This is a genomic window from Actinophytocola sp., from assembly GCF_009379765.1.
GTDB lineage: Bacteria > Actinomycetota > Actinomycetes > Mycobacteriales > Pseudonocardiaceae > Actinophytocola.
The window spans coordinates 1-13,683 of sequence record NZ_WHTD01000209.1; the positions used below are offsets into that span (position 1 = coordinate 1).

The following is a 13,683-nucleotide window of genomic DNA, read 5'->3' on the forward strand; positions in this document are numbered from 1 at the left end:
CATCCCCCAACCCTCACCACTTCAGGCCCGGCTCCTGGATCTACTCGGCGTCGACCCCACCACCCTAAGATGATCAAGTACCGCACCCGACAACCAACTCGAGTTGATCAACCCCCATGTGCGGAATACCCGGCTAGCCGACCACCCGCCATCGCGCAACCATTGGTTGCTTATCGGCGGCGACCGGGCTGGTGTTCTCGCACACCCGACCCAACGCGGCTCAGATGCCCACCGGGCGCGGCTCGACGGGCGTCGAGACCACGAACGAGCTGGTCGTCTGTCCGAAGAGGAGGAACGCGTCGAGCACGCCCTCGAGGTCCTCGATGGTCGGCACGTGCACCTTGAGCAGGAAGCAGTCCTCACCGGAGATGCGGTGGCACTCGCTGACCCGCGGGGTCCTCCTGGCGAGCTCGGCGATCTTGGGGAGCTGGCCGGGGCCGGGGCGGATGCGCACCCACGCGGTGACCGGCAGCCCGATCGCGGCCGGGTCGATGTCGAGCCGGTAGCCGCGGATGACGCCGGCGCGCTCGAGCCGGCCGACCCGTTCGCGGACCGCGGGCGCGGACATGCCGACCGTGCGGGCGAGCTCCGCGGTGCTGAGCCTGGGGTTGTCGGCCAGCGTCCGCAGGATGCGCCGGTTGGTCTCGTCGAGGGTGCCGTTCGGTTCGCCGTTGGGCGGTCTGGGTGCTCTGTTCGAAGGCACTTCCGTGTCTCTGCCTTTGCTTGCTCATGTGCTTACGTGGTCCGGCCTTCGAGAATAACGGGTTGTGAAGCGAGTACCACCACACGCGTACTTCCTGGTCAGCGCGGTGTTCCACTATCTCGGGCCCGCGTTCGCGGTGCTGCTGTTCACCCGGGTCGACGTGCTCGGCGTGGCCTGGCTGCGGATCGCGTCCGCCGCCGTGATCTTCGCGGTGTGGCGCAGGCCGTGGCGGGTGTGGCGGTTCCTGGACCGGTCGACCCGGTGGCTGCTCATCGCGTGGGGCGCGGTGCTGGCGCTGATGAACAGCTGCTTCTACCTGGCGATCGACCGGCTGCCGCGGGGGACCGTCGCGGCGGTCGAGTTCCTGCCGGTGATCGCGCTGGCCGCGCTCGGCACCCGGACGGGTCGCAACGCGGCCGCGCTGCTGCTGGCGGTCGCCGGGGTGTACCTGCTGAGCGACGTGCGGCTGGTGGCCGAGCCGCTGGGGTTCGTGTTCGCGGCGGCCAACGCGGTGCTGTTCGCGCTGTACATCGTGTTGGGGCACCGGGTCGCGCAGGTGCGCGGGATCGACGGGCTGGCGCTGGCGATGCTGATCGCGTCGGTGGTCGCCGCGCCGATCGGCTTCGGTGACGCGCTGCCGGCGTTCGGATCACTGTGGACGGTGCTGGCCGCGGTCGGCGTCGGCGTGTCGTCGTCGGTGATCCCCTACGTGTGCGACCAGCTGGCGATGGCCAGGCTGTCGCGCGGGACCTACGCGCTGATGGTGGCGCTGCTGCCGGCGACCGCGACGGTGATCGGCGTGCTGGTACTGGCCCAGGTGCCGACGGCGTTCGAGATCGTCGGCGTCGCGCTCGTCGTGGCCGGGGTGGCGGTGCACCGAGATCAACGGGAATACGCTGACGCCCGATAGAAGGGCGGTCGGCATGGCGCGCTGGTCGGTGATCGTGGTGTTCGCGCTGCTCGGCGCGGTGACGCAGGTCCTCTGGGTGACCTTCGCGCCGGTGACCGACGCGGCATCGTCGCTGTACGGCGTGTCGGACAGCGCGATCGGCTGGCTGGCGAACGTCTTCCCGTTGCTCTACGTGCTGCTGGCGATCCCCGCCGGCATGGTGCTGGACCGCTGGTTCCGCGGCGGTCTCGGTCTGGGTGCGGTGCTGACGGCGGTCGGCGCGTTGCTGCGCCTGGGCGACGGCTACGGGTGGGCGCTGTTCGGCCAGCTCGTGGTCGGGGTCGCGCAGCCGCTGGTGCTGAACGCGATCACCGGGGTGGCGTCGCGGTACCTGCCGCCCGCCGACCGGCCGACGGGCATCGCGATCGGCTCGGCGAGCACGTTCGCCGGGCTGATCGTCGGCTTCGGCCTGGGCGCCGTGTTCGCGTCGCCCGACGGGATCCGCTCGCTGCTCCTGGTACAGGCGGGCCTGGCGGTGGCCGTCGCGGTCGCGGTGCTGGCGGCGATGCGCAAGCCGGCGCCGGACCTGGCCCTGGTCGGTGCCGGATCCTCGCCGGCCGGTGGCGGGTCGGTCGGTGAACCGGCGGCGGGTGGCGAGCCCGCGTCGGCCGGGTTCGGGGCGGTGCGGGAAGCGTTGCGGGACCCGGTGATCCGGCGGTTGTGCGCCCTGGTGTTCGTTCCGTTCGGGGTGTTCGTGTCGCTCACGACGTTCGCGCAGCCGTTGCTCGAACCGGCCGGGGTGTCGGAGTCGACGGCCGGGCTGATCCTCGTCGCGAACGTGGTCGCCGGGGTGGTCGGGTGCGCGATCGTGCCGGTGCTCGCGAGCCGGCATCGGGTCGAGGTCCGGGTGATGGGGGTGGCGTTGCTGGTCACCGCGCTCGCGTGCGTGGCGCTGGCGGTGGTCCCGGGTGTGACGGTGGGGTTCGTCGCGGTGATCGCGCTCGGGTTCGCGTTGCTGCCGGCGCTGCCGATCGTGCTGGAGCTGACCGAGCGGCGCTCCGGGCGGGCCGAGGGCACCGCGACCGGGCTGATCTGGCTGACCGGCAACCTGGGCGGCCTGGTGCTGGCGGCGGTCGTCGGCGTGCTGGTCGCCCATCCGGGGCCGGCATTCCTTCTGCTGGCGGTGCTGAGCCTGCTGACGTTGCCGTTGCTGCGGTTGTTCCGGTCGTCGTTGTCGGCAATCCGGCGGTAGCCCGACGCCGGTGTCATCGCTAGGTTTCGGGCCATGGCCCACATCGACCTCGGCGTCGACGAGACCCAGCTCCCCGGCATCAACGGCCCGATGCGGTACCGGCCGGAGACCGCGAAGCCACTGAACGAGCTGGCGGAGGTGCTGCTGCGCGGACCGCACCCGCTGCCCGCCGGCGAGCGCGAGCTGATCGCCGCGTACGTGTCGGGGTTGAACGAGTGCACTTTCTGCTGCTCGTCGCACTCCGCGTTCGCCGCCGCCCAGCTCGACGAGGGCATGCCGCTCGTGGACCAGGTCCGCGCGAACCTCGACGCCGCGCCGGTGTCGGCCAAGCTGCGCGCCCTGTTACGGATCGCGGGCGCGGTCCGCGAGGACGGCCGCAAGGTCACGAGCGAGCTGATCGAGGCCGCCCGCGCGGAGGGCGCGACCGACCTGGAGGTCCACGACACGGTCCTGATCGCGGCGGCGTTCTGCATGTACAACCGCTACGTGGACGGGCTGGCCACGCTGGCCCCCGCCGACCCGGCCCGGTACGCGCAGGCCGCGCAACGCATCATCACCGAGGGCTACCACGCCTGACCGGGCCGCTCGTGCTGAACATGAGCAGGCAGACCGCCAGCCAGGAGGCGCCGATCAGCCAGCCGGCGAGGACGTCCGTCGGCCAGTGGACTCCCAGGTAGACGCGGCTGATGCCGACCGCGACCACGAGCGCCGCGCCGGCCGTGACCGTGGCGGTTCGGCGCCGGCCCGCGGCCGGCCGGCGGAACGCGAGCGCGGTCAGCACGCCGATCACCGCGGTCGACGTCAGCGAGTGGCCCGACGGGTACGCCCAGCTGTTCACCAGCACCAGGTGCGCGTCCCCCGGGCGGGACCGTTCCACCACGCTCTTCAGCAGCGGGCCGAGCACCACCGCACCGGCGGTCGTGCCGCCGACCAGCAGCGCCTCGCGGGGGTGGTGGCCGGCGAGGCGCCACACCGAGATCCCGATCGCGACGGCGACCAGGACCGGCGTGCTGCCGACCGTCGTGATGCCGGTCATCACCGCGGTCAGGGGCGGCGAGCGCCGGTCGATCAGCCATGTGCGCCACGTCGTGTCGAGCGTGACCAGCCGGCCGACCGTCACAGTCAGGGCGACGGCCGCCAGGGCCAGCACCCCGACCAGCGCGACTCGTACCGCGGGCATGAGCCCCACGCTAGGCGCGCGCGACCTGCTCGGCCGGCCGGGTGAGCGGCAGTCCGAAGGAAGGGAACAGGTCCGCCGACAGGAACACCAGCATCGACGTGATCCCGGCGTCGGTCACGGTCGGCACGTGGATGGCGTGCGCGTGATACGCCCCGTCGGAGCGCAGGTAGGTCGCGAAACCCTGCTGGCCGTTGGCATGCACCGACACCATCAGGCGGGTACCCGGCTCGAAGATCGTCGGCAGGAAGCGGGCCACGAGCGGCCGGCCGGCGAACCATGTGGCGAACGGCGGCATCTCCAGCACGACGTCCTCGTGCAGCGTCGCCACCAGGGCGTCTACGTCGGCTCGCGCGAAGGCCGACGCGTAGCGCTCGAGGAACGAGCGCTGGGCGGGCGAGGTCGGCTCGGTCACCGCGTCCTCCGCCAGGCCGACCGCGGCGAGCGAGGACCGGGCCCGCTGCAGCGCGCTGTTGACCGACGCCACGCTCGTGTCCAGGAACTCGGCCACCTCCGCGGCCCGCCACGCCAGCACGTCCCGCAGGATCAGCACCACCCGCTGCCGCGCGGGCAGGTGCTGCAGCGCCGCGATCAGCGCCAACCGCATGCCGGTCCGCGACGAGACCACCGCGGCGGGGTCCGTCGGGAACGGCTGCAGCCACGGGACCTCCGTCGAACCGTCCAAAGGGGACAAAGGGTCCTCGCTCGGCCCGCCGAGACCGGATGGCATCGGCCGGCGGCCGCGCTTGTCCAGCGCCGTGAGGCAGACGTTGGTGGCGATCCGGTAGAGCCACGTCCGCAGCGCGGACCGCGCCGGGTCGTAGTCGGCGTAGGACCGCCACGCCCGCAACAGCGTCTCCTGCACCACGTCCTCGGCGTCGTGCACCGAGCCGAGCACCCGGTAGCAGTACGTCACCAGCTCCCGCCGGTACTGATCCGTTGCGCTCGTGAACTCCGTCAGCACCTCACCGACTGTAGACCGATGAGTTTCGCCGGCGGCCCGAGTACATACGCCATGCTTCCCGTTCTGCTGCTCGGCCAGTTCATGGCCTTGCTCGACGTCACGATCGTCAACGTCGCCACCCCGACCATCGGCACCGACCTGCCGGCCAGCGGCGCCCAGCTGCAGCTCGTCGTCGGCGGCTACACCGCGAGCTACGCGATGCTGCTGATCACCGGCGCCCGGCTCGGCGACCTCTACGGCCTGCGCCGCTGCTACCTCGCGGGTGCGGTCGGGTTCACGCTCGCCTCGCTGGCCTGCGGGCTCGCCCCGAACGGCGCGGCGCTGGTCGCCTTCCGGTTCGTGCAGGGTGCCGCGGCCGCGGTGATGGTGCCGCAGATCATGAGCGTCATCCAGACCCGGTTCGCCGGGCCCGCGCGAGCCCGGGCGGTGAGCGCGTACGGCGCGGTGCTGTCGGTGGGCGCGGTGGCCGGGCTGGGCGCGGGCGGCGTGCTGGTCGAGGCGGACCTCGGCGGGCTCGGCTGGCGCGCGGTGTTCCTGGTGAACGTGCCGATCGGCGTGCTGCTCGCGATTCTCGTGCCGCGGCTGGTGCCGGCCGACGAGCCGCGCGGCACGCGCAGGCTCGACCTCGCCAGGCTCGCGGTCGCGGTGCCGGCGGTGTTCCTCGTCGTGCTCCCGCTCGTGCTCGGCCGCCAGCTCGGCTGGCCACCGTGGACGGTCGGCGCGCTGGCCCTCGGCGCTGTGCTCGCCGGGTTGTTCGTGGTGGTGGAGCGCCGGGTCCGGGACCCGCTGCTGAGCTTCGCGGTGCTGCGTGCCCGCGGCGTCGCGGCCGGAGTCGGCACGCTGATCTGCATGCAGGTCACCTACGGCGGCCTGCTGTTCGTGCTCACCCTGCACCTGCAGGCCGGGCTCGGCGTGAGCCCGCTGCGGACCGGGCTCACGTTCGCGCCGATGGCGGCGGTGTTCGGCGCGGTCGGCTACTGGTGGCGGGCGCTGCCGGCGCTCGGGCTGGGGCTGTGCGCGGTCGCGTTCACCCAGCTGGCAACCGATCCCGGGCACGGCATGTGGGTGGCGCTGGTGGTGTGGGGCGCCGGGATGGGCGCGTCGGCCAGCCCTCTGGTGGCCCAGTCGCTCGCGGGCGTGCCGCGCGAGCTCGCCGCGGACGCGAGCGGCGTGCTCACCACCACCATGCAGCTCGGGCAGGTGATCGGCGTCGCCGGGTTCGGCGGGCTGTTCCTGTCCTTGTCCGGGGCGAGCCCGACCGCGGCCGGGTCGGCGAGGGCGCTCGCCGGCACCGCGGGCTGGCTCGTACCGCTCGCGGCGGCCGGGGTGGCCGCCGGTGTCCTGTTCGCTCGATCGGTTGTCCAGCAAAGGAGTGTGCGATGAGTACGGTCGACATCATCCGGTACCGGACGCATCCGGAGAAGGCCGAGGAGAACCAGAAGCTCGTCGAGGCGGTGTTCGCCGAGCTCGCCGAGAAGGCTCCGGAAGGCTTGCGGTACATGGTCTTCCGGCTCGCCGACGGCGTGTCGTTCACGCACCTCGTGATCTCCGAGGAAGGCGGCGCCTCGCTCGGCGACCTGACCGCGTTCACCCAGTTCACCGAGGGCGTGGGCGAGCGCGCGGCCGTCCCGCCGGAGCGCGTGGAGTCCACTGTGGTCGGTTCGTACGGGTTCCTCGCCTGAGCGCCGGGCCGGGCCGGGCCGGGCCGGAGAGCGCGCTATCCGGCGTTGCTCTCCGGCACGGGCTCGGACTCCTCGCGGCGCGGCCACCTGTTGTGGTGGTGGCAGCTGTACTCCTCGCGGCGGCGCAGCATCGCCAGCAGCATCGTGCCCAGCATGAGCACGTGCCCGGCGACCATGAGGAACACCACGGAGATCACGCCCAGCCACAGCGGCACGAGCAGCACCGCGAACGGCAGGTACATCGCGACCGCCATCTCGACGACCGGCGCCGCGGTGTGGCCGCGGAACCACATCCACAGCGACATCCCGATGACCATGTTGGTGGCCATCGACATCGCCATCACGTCATCGCGGTCCAGCGTGGCCGCGGCGTCGAAGGCATCGAACGCCCAGGTCCACAGCGGCGCGAACACCGCCATCCCGACCAGCATCGCCACGACCATCTCGACGTAGTGCAGCGCGAACCGGCGGTTGGCCGAGGAGCCGGCCGGGGAGTCGGTCATGCCGGTATCTCTACCGCAGTCCGCGGCCGTGCGGAAGGCCCGGCGAGCGCGGACAGCGCCGCCACGCCCAATGCGGCCGCCGACAGCCAGAACGCGGTCGGGTAGCCGGACCCTCCCGCCGACGACGCGACGATCGTCGACGCGATCTGGGCGCCCAGCGTGCCGCCGATCGTGCGCATGATCGTGTTGATGCCCGTCGCCTCGCCCGTCTGGGCCGGCTCCACCGCGGACACCACCAGGTTCGCCAGCGACGCGAACGCCAGGCCGACCCCGATGCCGAGCACGCCGTTGGCGACGTAGACCGGCCACGGCGAGTCGTGCGCGACCGCGAGCACCACGAACCCGAGCGCGCCGAGCCGCCCGGCGAGCGGGCTCGCGAACAGCATGGTCACCGCCATCGGGATGATGAACAGGCCCGCGTCGGTCACCGTCGCGTCGAACCCCGTAGCCCAGCCGTGACGGCGTCTCCACGAGCAGCGGCACCAGCGTGAACGCGCCGTACATGCCGAACCCGACGATCAACGCGGTGCCGTGCGAGCTCAGCACCGACCGCCTGCGCAGCAGCGCGACGTCGATCAGCGGCGCGGCCAGCCGCGACTCGACGACCCAGAACGACCCGAGCAACACGACCGCCACGGCGAAGAGCCCGGGCGGCGACCAGAACCGCTGCCCGATCGCCAGCAGCAGCGCGACGAGCCCACCGGTGAGCAGGACCGCCCCCGCCCAGTCCAGCCGCCGCGCGGCACGCACCTGCGTCTCGCGGACGAACGCCCACACCGCGCCGACGCCGATCACGAGCACCGCGAGCATCAACCAGAAGATCCACCGCCAGCTCAGCGCGTCGACGATCAGCCCGGGCAGCACCAGGCCGACCCCGAACCCGATGCCGAACGTCGAGCTGATCCAGCCGATCGCGACCGGCACCCGCTCGCGCGGGAACCCGTCGCGCACGAGGCCGAACGCGAGCGGGAACGTCGCGGCGCCGACGCCCTGCACGGCCCGCGCCGATGAGCACACCGAGCGAGCCGGCGAGCGCGGCGAGCAGCGTGCCGGCCGCCGACACCGCCAGGCACACGAGCAGCACCCGGCGCCTGCCGAACATGTCACCGAGCCGGCCGAGCTCGCCGACCGGCTCGACCTCAACCGCAGCCACCTGGTCGGCTACCTCGACGACGTGGAACGGCGCGACCTCGTGCGCCGCGAGCGCGACCCGGACGACCGCAGGCGCCAGCGGGTGGCGCTCACCCCGGCCGGAAAGTCGTTGCAGCGCAAGCTGGCCGGCGTCGCCGAGCGGACCCAGGCGCGGTTCCTGCATGTACTGTCCGAAGAGGAGCGCGACACGTTGGTCACGCTGCTGCGCAAGGTGTTGTCCGCCGAAGACGGGACACACCCGGCCGGCGGCAAGTAGGGTCCGCTCGTGCCAACCCTCACGGAGCTGCTCGACGACGCCGCGCTGTACTCGTTCGAGCACCAGCTGCACCTCGCCGACACGCTCGGCGAGCACTCCTGGTACGCCGACTTCAAGGCGCAGACCTTCGAGTTCACCGGCGCGGTCAACCGCCGCTGCACGCGGTTCCACGTGCTCGGCAGCGCCGCCCCAGGCCCCGGTTCGTGGCTGTGGAGCTGGGCCAACACGGTCGCCGACTACCCCGCGCCGATCCTCGGGCTCGCCGAGTTCGTGCGCGACTTCGGGCGCCAGCACGGGATCCCCGAGCTCGCCGAACCCGAAACGGCGTTCCAGGACTTCCCCGGCGCGCCGACCGAGCCGCACCAGGTCCTGAGCGTGATCACCGAGGCGGCCAAGGCCGTGAGCAACGTCTGGACCTCCTACAACGGCGAGGTCGGCGGCGGCACCCGGGTGGCCGTGCTCATCGACCACCCCGACTTCCGGCTGCCGCCACCCGAGCCGGCCCGGGTGCAGCGGGTGCTCCAGCAGTCACTGACGGACCTGGCGCTCACCGACCACCGGCGGGCGTTCCACAGCTACGCGGTGCGCCGCGGGCTCGGCGCCACGTTCTCCGCGGACGGCACGCGGCTCCAGATCGTCGGGCCCGGTTTGGACGTCGCCGTCCGGTTCAACGGGCAGGGGCTCGTCGTCGCCATGTCCTCGCAGCTGGGCCAGCAGGCGTAGAACGAGTCTGCCGACGGTTAGCTGACGGCGACGTGCTCGCGGTCACGGAGTCAGCGAGGCGTGCAGCGCCCGGAGTAGCCGGTTGAGTTCGGTTCGGTCGGCGGGGGCGAGACCGTGGAGGAAGTCGGTTTCGATGTCCGTCGCTGACTTCGCCAGATCGTTGGCCGCTGATCGGCCCGTCTCGGTGAGGTTGATGACGCGTCGTCGCCGGTCCGACGGGTCGATGTGGCGGTCGATCAGTTGCTGGTCCACCAGGCCGTCGAGGATGGGCACCACGTTTCTGGGATCGACGGCGATGAGGCGGCTGAGGGCCTGCTGTCCCAGGGTGCCGCGTTCGCGCAGTGCCAGCAGGACCGCGTGCTGGGTCGGTGTCAGGTTGTGGCGACGCAGTATGCCGATCCAGCTTCGCTCGGCCAGCGAGCCGAGCCGGGCAAGCAGGTAGCCGGTCCCGGTCTCGAACGAGAGCTGATCGTCGTGCTGGCCCTTCATGAGATCACCATAGACCATGGTATACATGCCACATGACAAACATGAGTCATGAACAAAAGCCGGTCCTTCTGGTGACCGGAGCCACCAGCGGTGTGGGCCACGCCGTCGCCGCGGATCTCGCCGCCCATGGCGCTCGCGTCCTGCTCGGCGCCCGGTCCACTGGCAGCGGTCATGCCGCCGCATCCGCGATCAGGTCACGGACGCCGGGGGCCGAGCTGGAGGTCGTGGCCGCGGACCTGTCGGACATGAAGCAGGTGCGATCGCTGGCCGGGCAGGTGCGGCAGCACACCACCCGCCTAGATGGCCTCGTCCTCAACGCCGGCGAGGTTCGGACTCGTCGTCAACTCACCCCGGACGGGTTCGAAACCAACTTCGCCACGAACTACCTCTCCGGATTCCTTCTGACGCACCTGCTGCTACCGCTGCTCACCGACTCCGCGCCCGCGCGGATCGTCGTCCTGTCATCGTCGAACCACGCCCATATCAAGCACCTTGACCTGGACGCGTTGTCCGCCGGCACGGACTTCCGTCACATCCGGACATACTCGACGAGGAAACTGCTCACAGTGCTCTTCGTGGCCGAGTTCGCGCGACGCCTTCACGGCACCGGTGTGACGGCCAACGCAGCGGACCCGGGGTTCGTGCGTACCAACCTCGGCCGGCACACCACGGGACCGTTCTGGCTGTTCCTCAAACTCACGCGTCCCTTCCAGGCGTCCCCCGCGAAGGCCGCCAGAACGCCGGTATACCTGGCCACCGCACCCGAGATCGCGACGACCACCGGCGGCTATTTCGCCAACAGCCGCCCGGCGAAGCCGAGTCCGCTCTCCCAAGACCCGGCCATCGCGCGGAAGCTGTGGGGTCTCAGCGGTGACCTCCTGACGCAGCGCGACCTCGCGTCAAGCGAAGAGCTGACCTGACCCGTCGATGTCCCCTTCCGCGACTGCACCATGGACCAACTCCGCTCGGACGTTGCCCCGGACTTGTTGGCCGGTAAGGACTTCCAGTGTCGGGCGCGTGCCCAGCCACTGCGCGCACGCGCCGCCGGCGAACCCGCCGACCGGCATGGTGCCCAACACGAACAGCCGCGTCGTCGGGGTCACCCGGCCGAGCAGCTCCGGCGGGCACGTCACCTGCCGGTAGGTCACCGCGGCGACACCCGCACCGGCGAGGGCGAAGCTCGTGCCGAACGCGCCTGCGACGAAAACGCGAGCCGAGGTCCCGGACCGGTCAGCGGGACGAGCAGGAAGCAGGCACCGGCGGCGAGGGCCGCGACCCAGGGGTAGCGGGCCCCGCCGGCGAGCCGGCCGATGCGGGCTGACAGGGCCGACCCGGCGATGCCACCGATCGCGGCCACGCCGAGCAGGAGCCCGTAGGTCGCGACCCCGACCTGCGGGTCGCGGACCAGGAACACCGGCTGGATCGCCGCCTACGCGCCGAGCGCCAGGTTGCTGGCCGGGCCCGACGGCCACGAACGCCGCCCGGCCCGGCGCGACGAGCACACCGACCTCCAACCGGAGGCCATCCAGCCGGACAACCCTTAGCCGGCCACGACTTTCACCAGGCCGTCCAGGCCAGGGGACCTGGCGATCTCCGCGCCGATCCGCGCGCTCGCGGTGCGGTAGCTCGGGTCGGCCAGGACCTCGCGGACCGCGCGGGCGAGCGTGACCGGGTCGGGGCGGTTGGTGTTCAGGTTGATGCCGACGCCGGACCAGCCGACCCGGGCGTTGACCTCCGTCTTGTCCTCGGTCTTCCCCGCCACCACCAGCGGCACGCCGTGCTCCATCGCGTGGTGGACGCCGCCGTAGCCGCCGTTGGAGACCATCACGTCCGTGCGCGGCAGGAGCTTGTCGTAGGGCAGGTACGGGGCCACCCGGACGTTGGGCGGGAGCGGGAAGTCCAGAGTGGACACATCGCGGCCGCCGGTGCTGACCACGACCAGGACGTCGTCGCCCGCCAGGCCCTCGATCGTCGGGCGGATCAGCTGGCCGTAGTCCCGGTTCGCGACCGTGCCCTGGGTGACGTGGACGATCGGGTGCGCCCCGTCGAGGTCCGCCCACCACGACGGAACCGGCAGGTTCGACACCACGCCCCTGCTCATCGGACCGACCAGGTGCACCGTGTCCGGCATCCCCGGCCGCGGGTACTCGAAGCCGGGCACGGTGAACTGCACGACCGCGTCCGCGCGGCTCGGCCAGTCCATCACCAGCCCGCCCGGCGGCCGCCCGGTCGCCTCGAGGAACACCCGCTCCGACACCCGCTGAACGGGCGCGAACACGAGCCGGTTGGCCGTCATCGTCAGGACGGCGTTGCGCACCCGGCCGAGCGGGCCCCGCATCGGCGGGATGCCCAGGCCCATCGGCGCCACGTCGCGATGCCTGGTCGCCAGCGGGACGATGCCGAGGTTGACCACCCGCGGCCGCTGCGCCCGCGGCCTGCTGAGCATCGCGGCGGCCGCGACGAACAGGGTCTCCGCCAGCATCGCGTCGACCGGCTCGTCCTCGATCGCCGCGTCGACGGCGGCCAGCTGCGCACCCGCCGGCGCGATGAAGATCGTGCAGAGGTCGTACCGGATCCCCGCCGGACCGGTCCGGCCGACCCGACCGGGGAACGACGCGTCGATGTCGCTGTCGTCGTACTCGGCCTCGCGCGGCAGCGGCAGGAACGTCGCGCCGGTCGCCTCGACCTTCTCGCGGTAGCGCGCGCCGGTGAGGAACCGCACCCGATCGCCCCTGCCGACCAGGTGGCGGGCGACCTCCAGCAACGGCGTGACATGACCGTGGATCGGGACACTGCACACGAGATACGACGACATCGGGACTCCGCTTCACATCTGTTGTACAGCCGAAACAGTCGTCGGCAGGACACGGTGACGCGTTACGGTCCACGACTACTTTGACACGAGATAGTTAGACGACATATATTCGGAGTATCGAATCAAGGTTGACGGCACCGGCAGAACCCTGCTGCCCGGCCTGATCGACGCGCACACGCACGTGTTCGACGGCAGCCTCGCGCGGGCACTGCGACACGGGGTGACCACCGAGCTGGACATGTTCTGCCTGCCGGCGAACCTGGCCCGGCAGCGCAAGCCGGCCGCCGACCGGGACGACATCGCGGACCTGCGCAGCGCCAGCATCCTGGCCACCCCGCCCGGCGGGCACCCGACCCAGCTGCTGGCCGGCGACGAGGCGACCCGGGAGAGCCTCGGCGACGCCTACGGTCCGTTCGAGACGATCAGCGACCCGCGCGACGCGGCGGCCTTCGTGGACGCTCGGCTGGTCGACGGGGCCGACTACCTCAAGGTCGTGATCGACGACGGCGCGGCGACCGGCGGCGACCTGCCGGTGCTCGGCCCGGCCGTCGTCGCGGCCTTGGTCGAGGCCGCACATGCCGCGAACCTGAAGGTGATCGCGCACGTCGCCGACGCGGGCGCCACCACGATCGCGCTGGACGCGGGTGTCGACGGGCTGGCCCACGTGTTCTCCGACGCGGACGAGCCGGCCGCCGCCTCGCTGGCGGCGCGGATCGCCGCGCAGGGCGTGTTCGTGGCCACGACGCTCGTCCACCTCGACGGCCTGCTCGCGGCGAACCCGGTGGCCCCAACAGTCTCGCCGCCGCGATGGTCGCCACCCGCGCCATGCGCGAGGCGGGCGTGCCGCTGCTCGCGGGGACGGACGCGAACCCGGTCGCCCCGGTCCACGGGGAGAGCATGCACCGCGAGCTCGAGCTGCTGGTCCTGGCCGGCCTGACGCCCAATGCCGCTAACTTAGGTGCTGTGGGGTTATGATCTTGGTTGTGGCGAGAGTGGGACAGCAGGTCAAGGTGGGTACGCAGGTTCGGTTGCCGGATCTGGTCGGGGTCGGGGTGCTGACTGCGGCGTTCCCGCCGGA

Annotated in this window: 18 protein-coding genes and 1 pseudogene; 10 read left to right on the top strand and 9 right to left on the bottom strand. The window is 71.9% G+C overall.

The window, feature by feature from the left end:
- Positions 1-220 precede the first annotated feature (220 nt).
- Positions 221-703 (bottom strand): Lrp/AsnC family transcriptional regulator, encoded by a 483-nt coding sequence (locus tag GEV28_RS38505; protein WP_291418664.1) that lies wholly within the window; start codon positions 701-703, stop codon positions 221-223.
- Positions 704-767: 64 nt separating this feature from the next.
- Here GEV28_RS38505 and GEV28_RS38510 point away from each other — a divergent pair, with 64 nt between their 5' ends.
- Genes GEV28_RS38510 through GEV28_RS38520 form a run of 3 tightly spaced genes read left to right on the top strand, consistent with a single transcriptional unit; the run spans position 768 to position 3,420 of the window.
- Positions 768-1,613, top strand: coding sequence for an EamA family transporter (locus tag GEV28_RS38510; RefSeq protein ID WP_291418666.1), 846 nt, complete (start codon positions 768-770; stop codon positions 1,611-1,613).
- 13 nt (positions 1,614-1,626) lie between these two features.
- Positions 1,627-2,844, top strand: a complete 1,218-nt coding sequence (locus GEV28_RS38515; protein ID WP_291418668.1) for an MFS transporter — start codon at positions 1,627-1,629, stop codon at positions 2,842-2,844.
- 33 nt (positions 2,845-2,877) lie between these two features.
- Positions 2,878-3,420: a carboxymuconolactone decarboxylase family protein gene (locus GEV28_RS38520; RefSeq protein ID WP_291418670.1), complete on the top strand. Its 543-nt coding sequence runs from the start codon at positions 2,878-2,880 to the stop codon at positions 3,418-3,420.
- On the opposite strand, the gene GEV28_RS38525 is transcribed toward GEV28_RS38520, so the two are convergent.
- Together GEV28_RS38525 and GEV28_RS38530 are read right to left on the bottom strand one after the other, a co-directional pair.
- Positions 3,398-4,024 carry a phosphatase PAP2 family protein gene (locus tag GEV28_RS38525; RefSeq protein ID WP_291418672.1) on the bottom strand — a complete coding sequence of 209 codons (627 nt, stop codon included), beginning with the start codon at positions 4,022-4,024 and terminating at the stop codon, positions 3,398-3,400. The genes GEV28_RS38520 and GEV28_RS38525 overlap by 23 nt on opposite strands.
- Positions 4,025-4,034: 10 nt before the next feature.
- The gene (locus tag GEV28_RS38530; protein WP_367115278.1) at positions 4,035-4,985 is read right to left on the bottom strand and encodes a sigma-70 family RNA polymerase sigma factor; all 951 of its coding nucleotides are present in this window, start codon (positions 4,983-4,985) and stop codon (positions 4,035-4,037) included.
- 18 nt (positions 4,986-5,003) lie between these two features.
- Here GEV28_RS38530 and GEV28_RS38535 point away from each other — a divergent pair, with 18 nt between their 5' ends.
- Together GEV28_RS38535 and GEV28_RS38540 are read left to right on the top strand one after the other, a co-directional pair.
- Entirely contained in the window at positions 5,004-6,368 is a 1,365-nt protein-coding gene (locus tag GEV28_RS38535; RefSeq protein ID WP_291418674.1) for an MFS transporter, read from the top strand.
- A complete protein-coding gene (locus GEV28_RS38540) occupies positions 6,365-6,667 on the top strand; it encodes a hypothetical protein (RefSeq protein WP_291418676.1) in 303 nt (100 codons plus the stop codon). The genes GEV28_RS38535 and GEV28_RS38540 overlap by 4 nt, the downstream gene beginning before the upstream one ends.
- Before the next feature lie 35 nt (positions 6,668-6,702).
- On the opposite strand, the gene GEV28_RS38545 is transcribed toward GEV28_RS38540, so the two are convergent.
- The 3 genes and pseudogenes from GEV28_RS38545 to GEV28_RS38555 all read right to left on the bottom strand — a co-directional run.
- Positions 6,703-7,170, bottom strand: a complete 468-nt coding sequence (locus GEV28_RS38545) for a hypothetical protein (protein ID WP_291418694.1) — start codon at positions 7,168-7,170, stop codon at positions 6,703-6,705.
- Entirely contained in the window at positions 7,167-7,598 is a 432-nt protein-coding gene (locus GEV28_RS38550) for a hypothetical protein (protein ID WP_291418699.1), read from the bottom strand. The genes GEV28_RS38545 and GEV28_RS38550 overlap by 4 nt, the downstream gene beginning before the upstream one ends.
- A gap of 100 nt (positions 7,599-7,698) precedes the next feature.
- A pseudogene (locus GEV28_RS38555) lies at positions 7,699-8,166 on the bottom strand (MFS transporter); the annotation flags it as partial.
- Here GEV28_RS38555 and GEV28_RS38560 point away from each other — a divergent pair.
- Both GEV28_RS38560 and GEV28_RS38565 read left to right on the top strand, forming a co-directional pair.
- Entirely contained in the window at positions 8,054-8,578 is a 525-nt protein-coding gene (locus GEV28_RS38560) for a MarR family winged helix-turn-helix transcriptional regulator (RefSeq protein ID WP_291418678.1), read from the top strand. The pseudogene GEV28_RS38555 and the gene GEV28_RS38560 sit on opposite strands and share 113 nt — an antisense overlap.
- Positions 8,579-8,587: 9 nt before the next feature.
- Entirely contained in the window at positions 8,588-9,301 is a 714-nt protein-coding gene (locus GEV28_RS38565; RefSeq protein WP_291418680.1) for a DUF6882 domain-containing protein, read from the top strand.
- A 42-nt stretch (positions 9,302-9,343) separates the two neighbouring features.
- Here the strand turns inward: GEV28_RS38565 and GEV28_RS38570 are convergent, their stop codons facing one another.
- The gene (locus GEV28_RS38570; RefSeq protein ID WP_291418682.1) at positions 9,344-9,790 is read right to left on the bottom strand and encodes a MarR family winged helix-turn-helix transcriptional regulator; all 447 of its coding nucleotides are present in this window, start codon (positions 9,788-9,790) and stop codon (positions 9,344-9,346) included.
- A 41-nt stretch (positions 9,791-9,831) separates the two neighbouring features.
- On the opposite strand from GEV28_RS38570, the gene GEV28_RS38575 reads away from it, so the two are divergent.
- Both GEV28_RS38575 and GEV28_RS38580 read left to right on the top strand, forming a co-directional pair.
- Positions 9,832-10,710 carry an SDR family NAD(P)-dependent oxidoreductase gene (locus GEV28_RS38575; RefSeq protein WP_291418684.1) on the top strand — a complete coding sequence of 293 codons (879 nt, stop codon included), beginning with the start codon at positions 9,832-9,834 and terminating at the stop codon, positions 10,708-10,710.
- A gap of 97 nt (positions 10,711-10,807) precedes the next feature.
- On the top strand, positions 10,808-10,933 hold the full coding sequence (locus tag GEV28_RS38580; RefSeq protein WP_291418686.1) for a hypothetical protein: 126 nt from the start codon (positions 10,808-10,810) through the stop codon (positions 10,931-10,933).
- A 1-nt stretch (position 10,934) separates the two neighbouring features.
- Here the strand turns inward: GEV28_RS38580 and GEV28_RS38585 are convergent, their stop codons facing one another.
- Together GEV28_RS38585 and GEV28_RS38590 are read right to left on the bottom strand one after the other, a co-directional pair.
- Complete coding sequence (locus tag GEV28_RS38585; RefSeq protein ID WP_291418688.1) at positions 10,935-11,204, bottom strand: hypothetical protein; 270 nt, start codon at positions 11,202-11,204, stop codon at positions 10,935-10,937.
- Between the two features lie 126 nt (positions 11,205-11,330).
- A complete protein-coding gene (locus tag GEV28_RS38590; protein WP_291418690.1) occupies positions 11,331-12,605 on the bottom strand; it encodes a glycosyltransferase in 1,275 nt (424 codons plus the stop codon).
- Between the two features lie 151 nt (positions 12,606-12,756).
- Between GEV28_RS38590 and GEV28_RS38595 the strand changes: the two genes are divergently transcribed.
- The gene (locus GEV28_RS38595) at positions 12,757-13,542 is read left to right on the top strand and encodes an amidohydrolase family protein (RefSeq protein ID WP_291418696.1); all 786 of its coding nucleotides are present in this window, start codon (positions 12,757-12,759) and stop codon (positions 13,540-13,542) included.
- Positions 13,543-13,683: the final 141 nt, after the last annotated feature.

What these genes read in the sequence shown, in the direction of transcription:
- GEV28_RS38560 (WP_291418678.1), top strand. Translation starts at nt 8,054, where the DNA reads ATGCCGAACGTCGAGCTGATCCAGCCGATCGCGACCGGCACCCGCTCG.
- GEV28_RS38525 (WP_291418672.1), bottom strand. Translation starts at nt 4,024, where the DNA reads ATGCCCGCGGTACGAGTCGCGCTGGTCGGGGTGCTGGCCCTGGCGGCC.
- GEV28_RS38535 (WP_291418674.1), top strand. Translation starts at nt 5,004, where the DNA reads ATGAGTTTCGCCGGCGGCCCGAGTACATACGCCATGCTTCCCGTTCTG.
- GEV28_RS38590 (WP_291418690.1), bottom strand. Translation starts at nt 12,605, where the DNA reads ATGTCGTCGTATCTCGTGTGCAGTGTCCCGATCCACGGTCATGTCACG.
- GEV28_RS38540 (WP_291418676.1), top strand. Translation starts at nt 6,365, where the DNA reads ATGAGTACGGTCGACATCATCCGGTACCGGACGCATCCGGAGAAGGCC.
- GEV28_RS38515 (WP_291418668.1), top strand. Translation starts at nt 1,627, where the DNA reads ATGGCGCGCTGGTCGGTGATCGTGGTGTTCGCGCTGCTCGGCGCGGTG.
- GEV28_RS38570 (WP_291418682.1), bottom strand. Translation starts at nt 9,790, where the DNA reads ATGAAGGGCCAGCACGACGATCAGCTCTCGTTCGAGACCGGGACCGGC.
- GEV28_RS38520 (WP_291418670.1), top strand. Translation starts at nt 2,878, where the DNA reads ATGGCCCACATCGACCTCGGCGTCGACGAGACCCAGCTCCCCGGCATC.
- GEV28_RS38545 (WP_291418694.1), bottom strand. Translation starts at nt 7,170, where the DNA reads ATGACCGACTCCCCGGCCGGCTCCTCGGCCAACCGCCGGTTCGCGCTG.
- GEV28_RS38575 (WP_291418684.1), top strand. Translation starts at nt 9,832, where the DNA reads ATGAGTCATGAACAAAAGCCGGTCCTTCTGGTGACCGGAGCCACCAGC.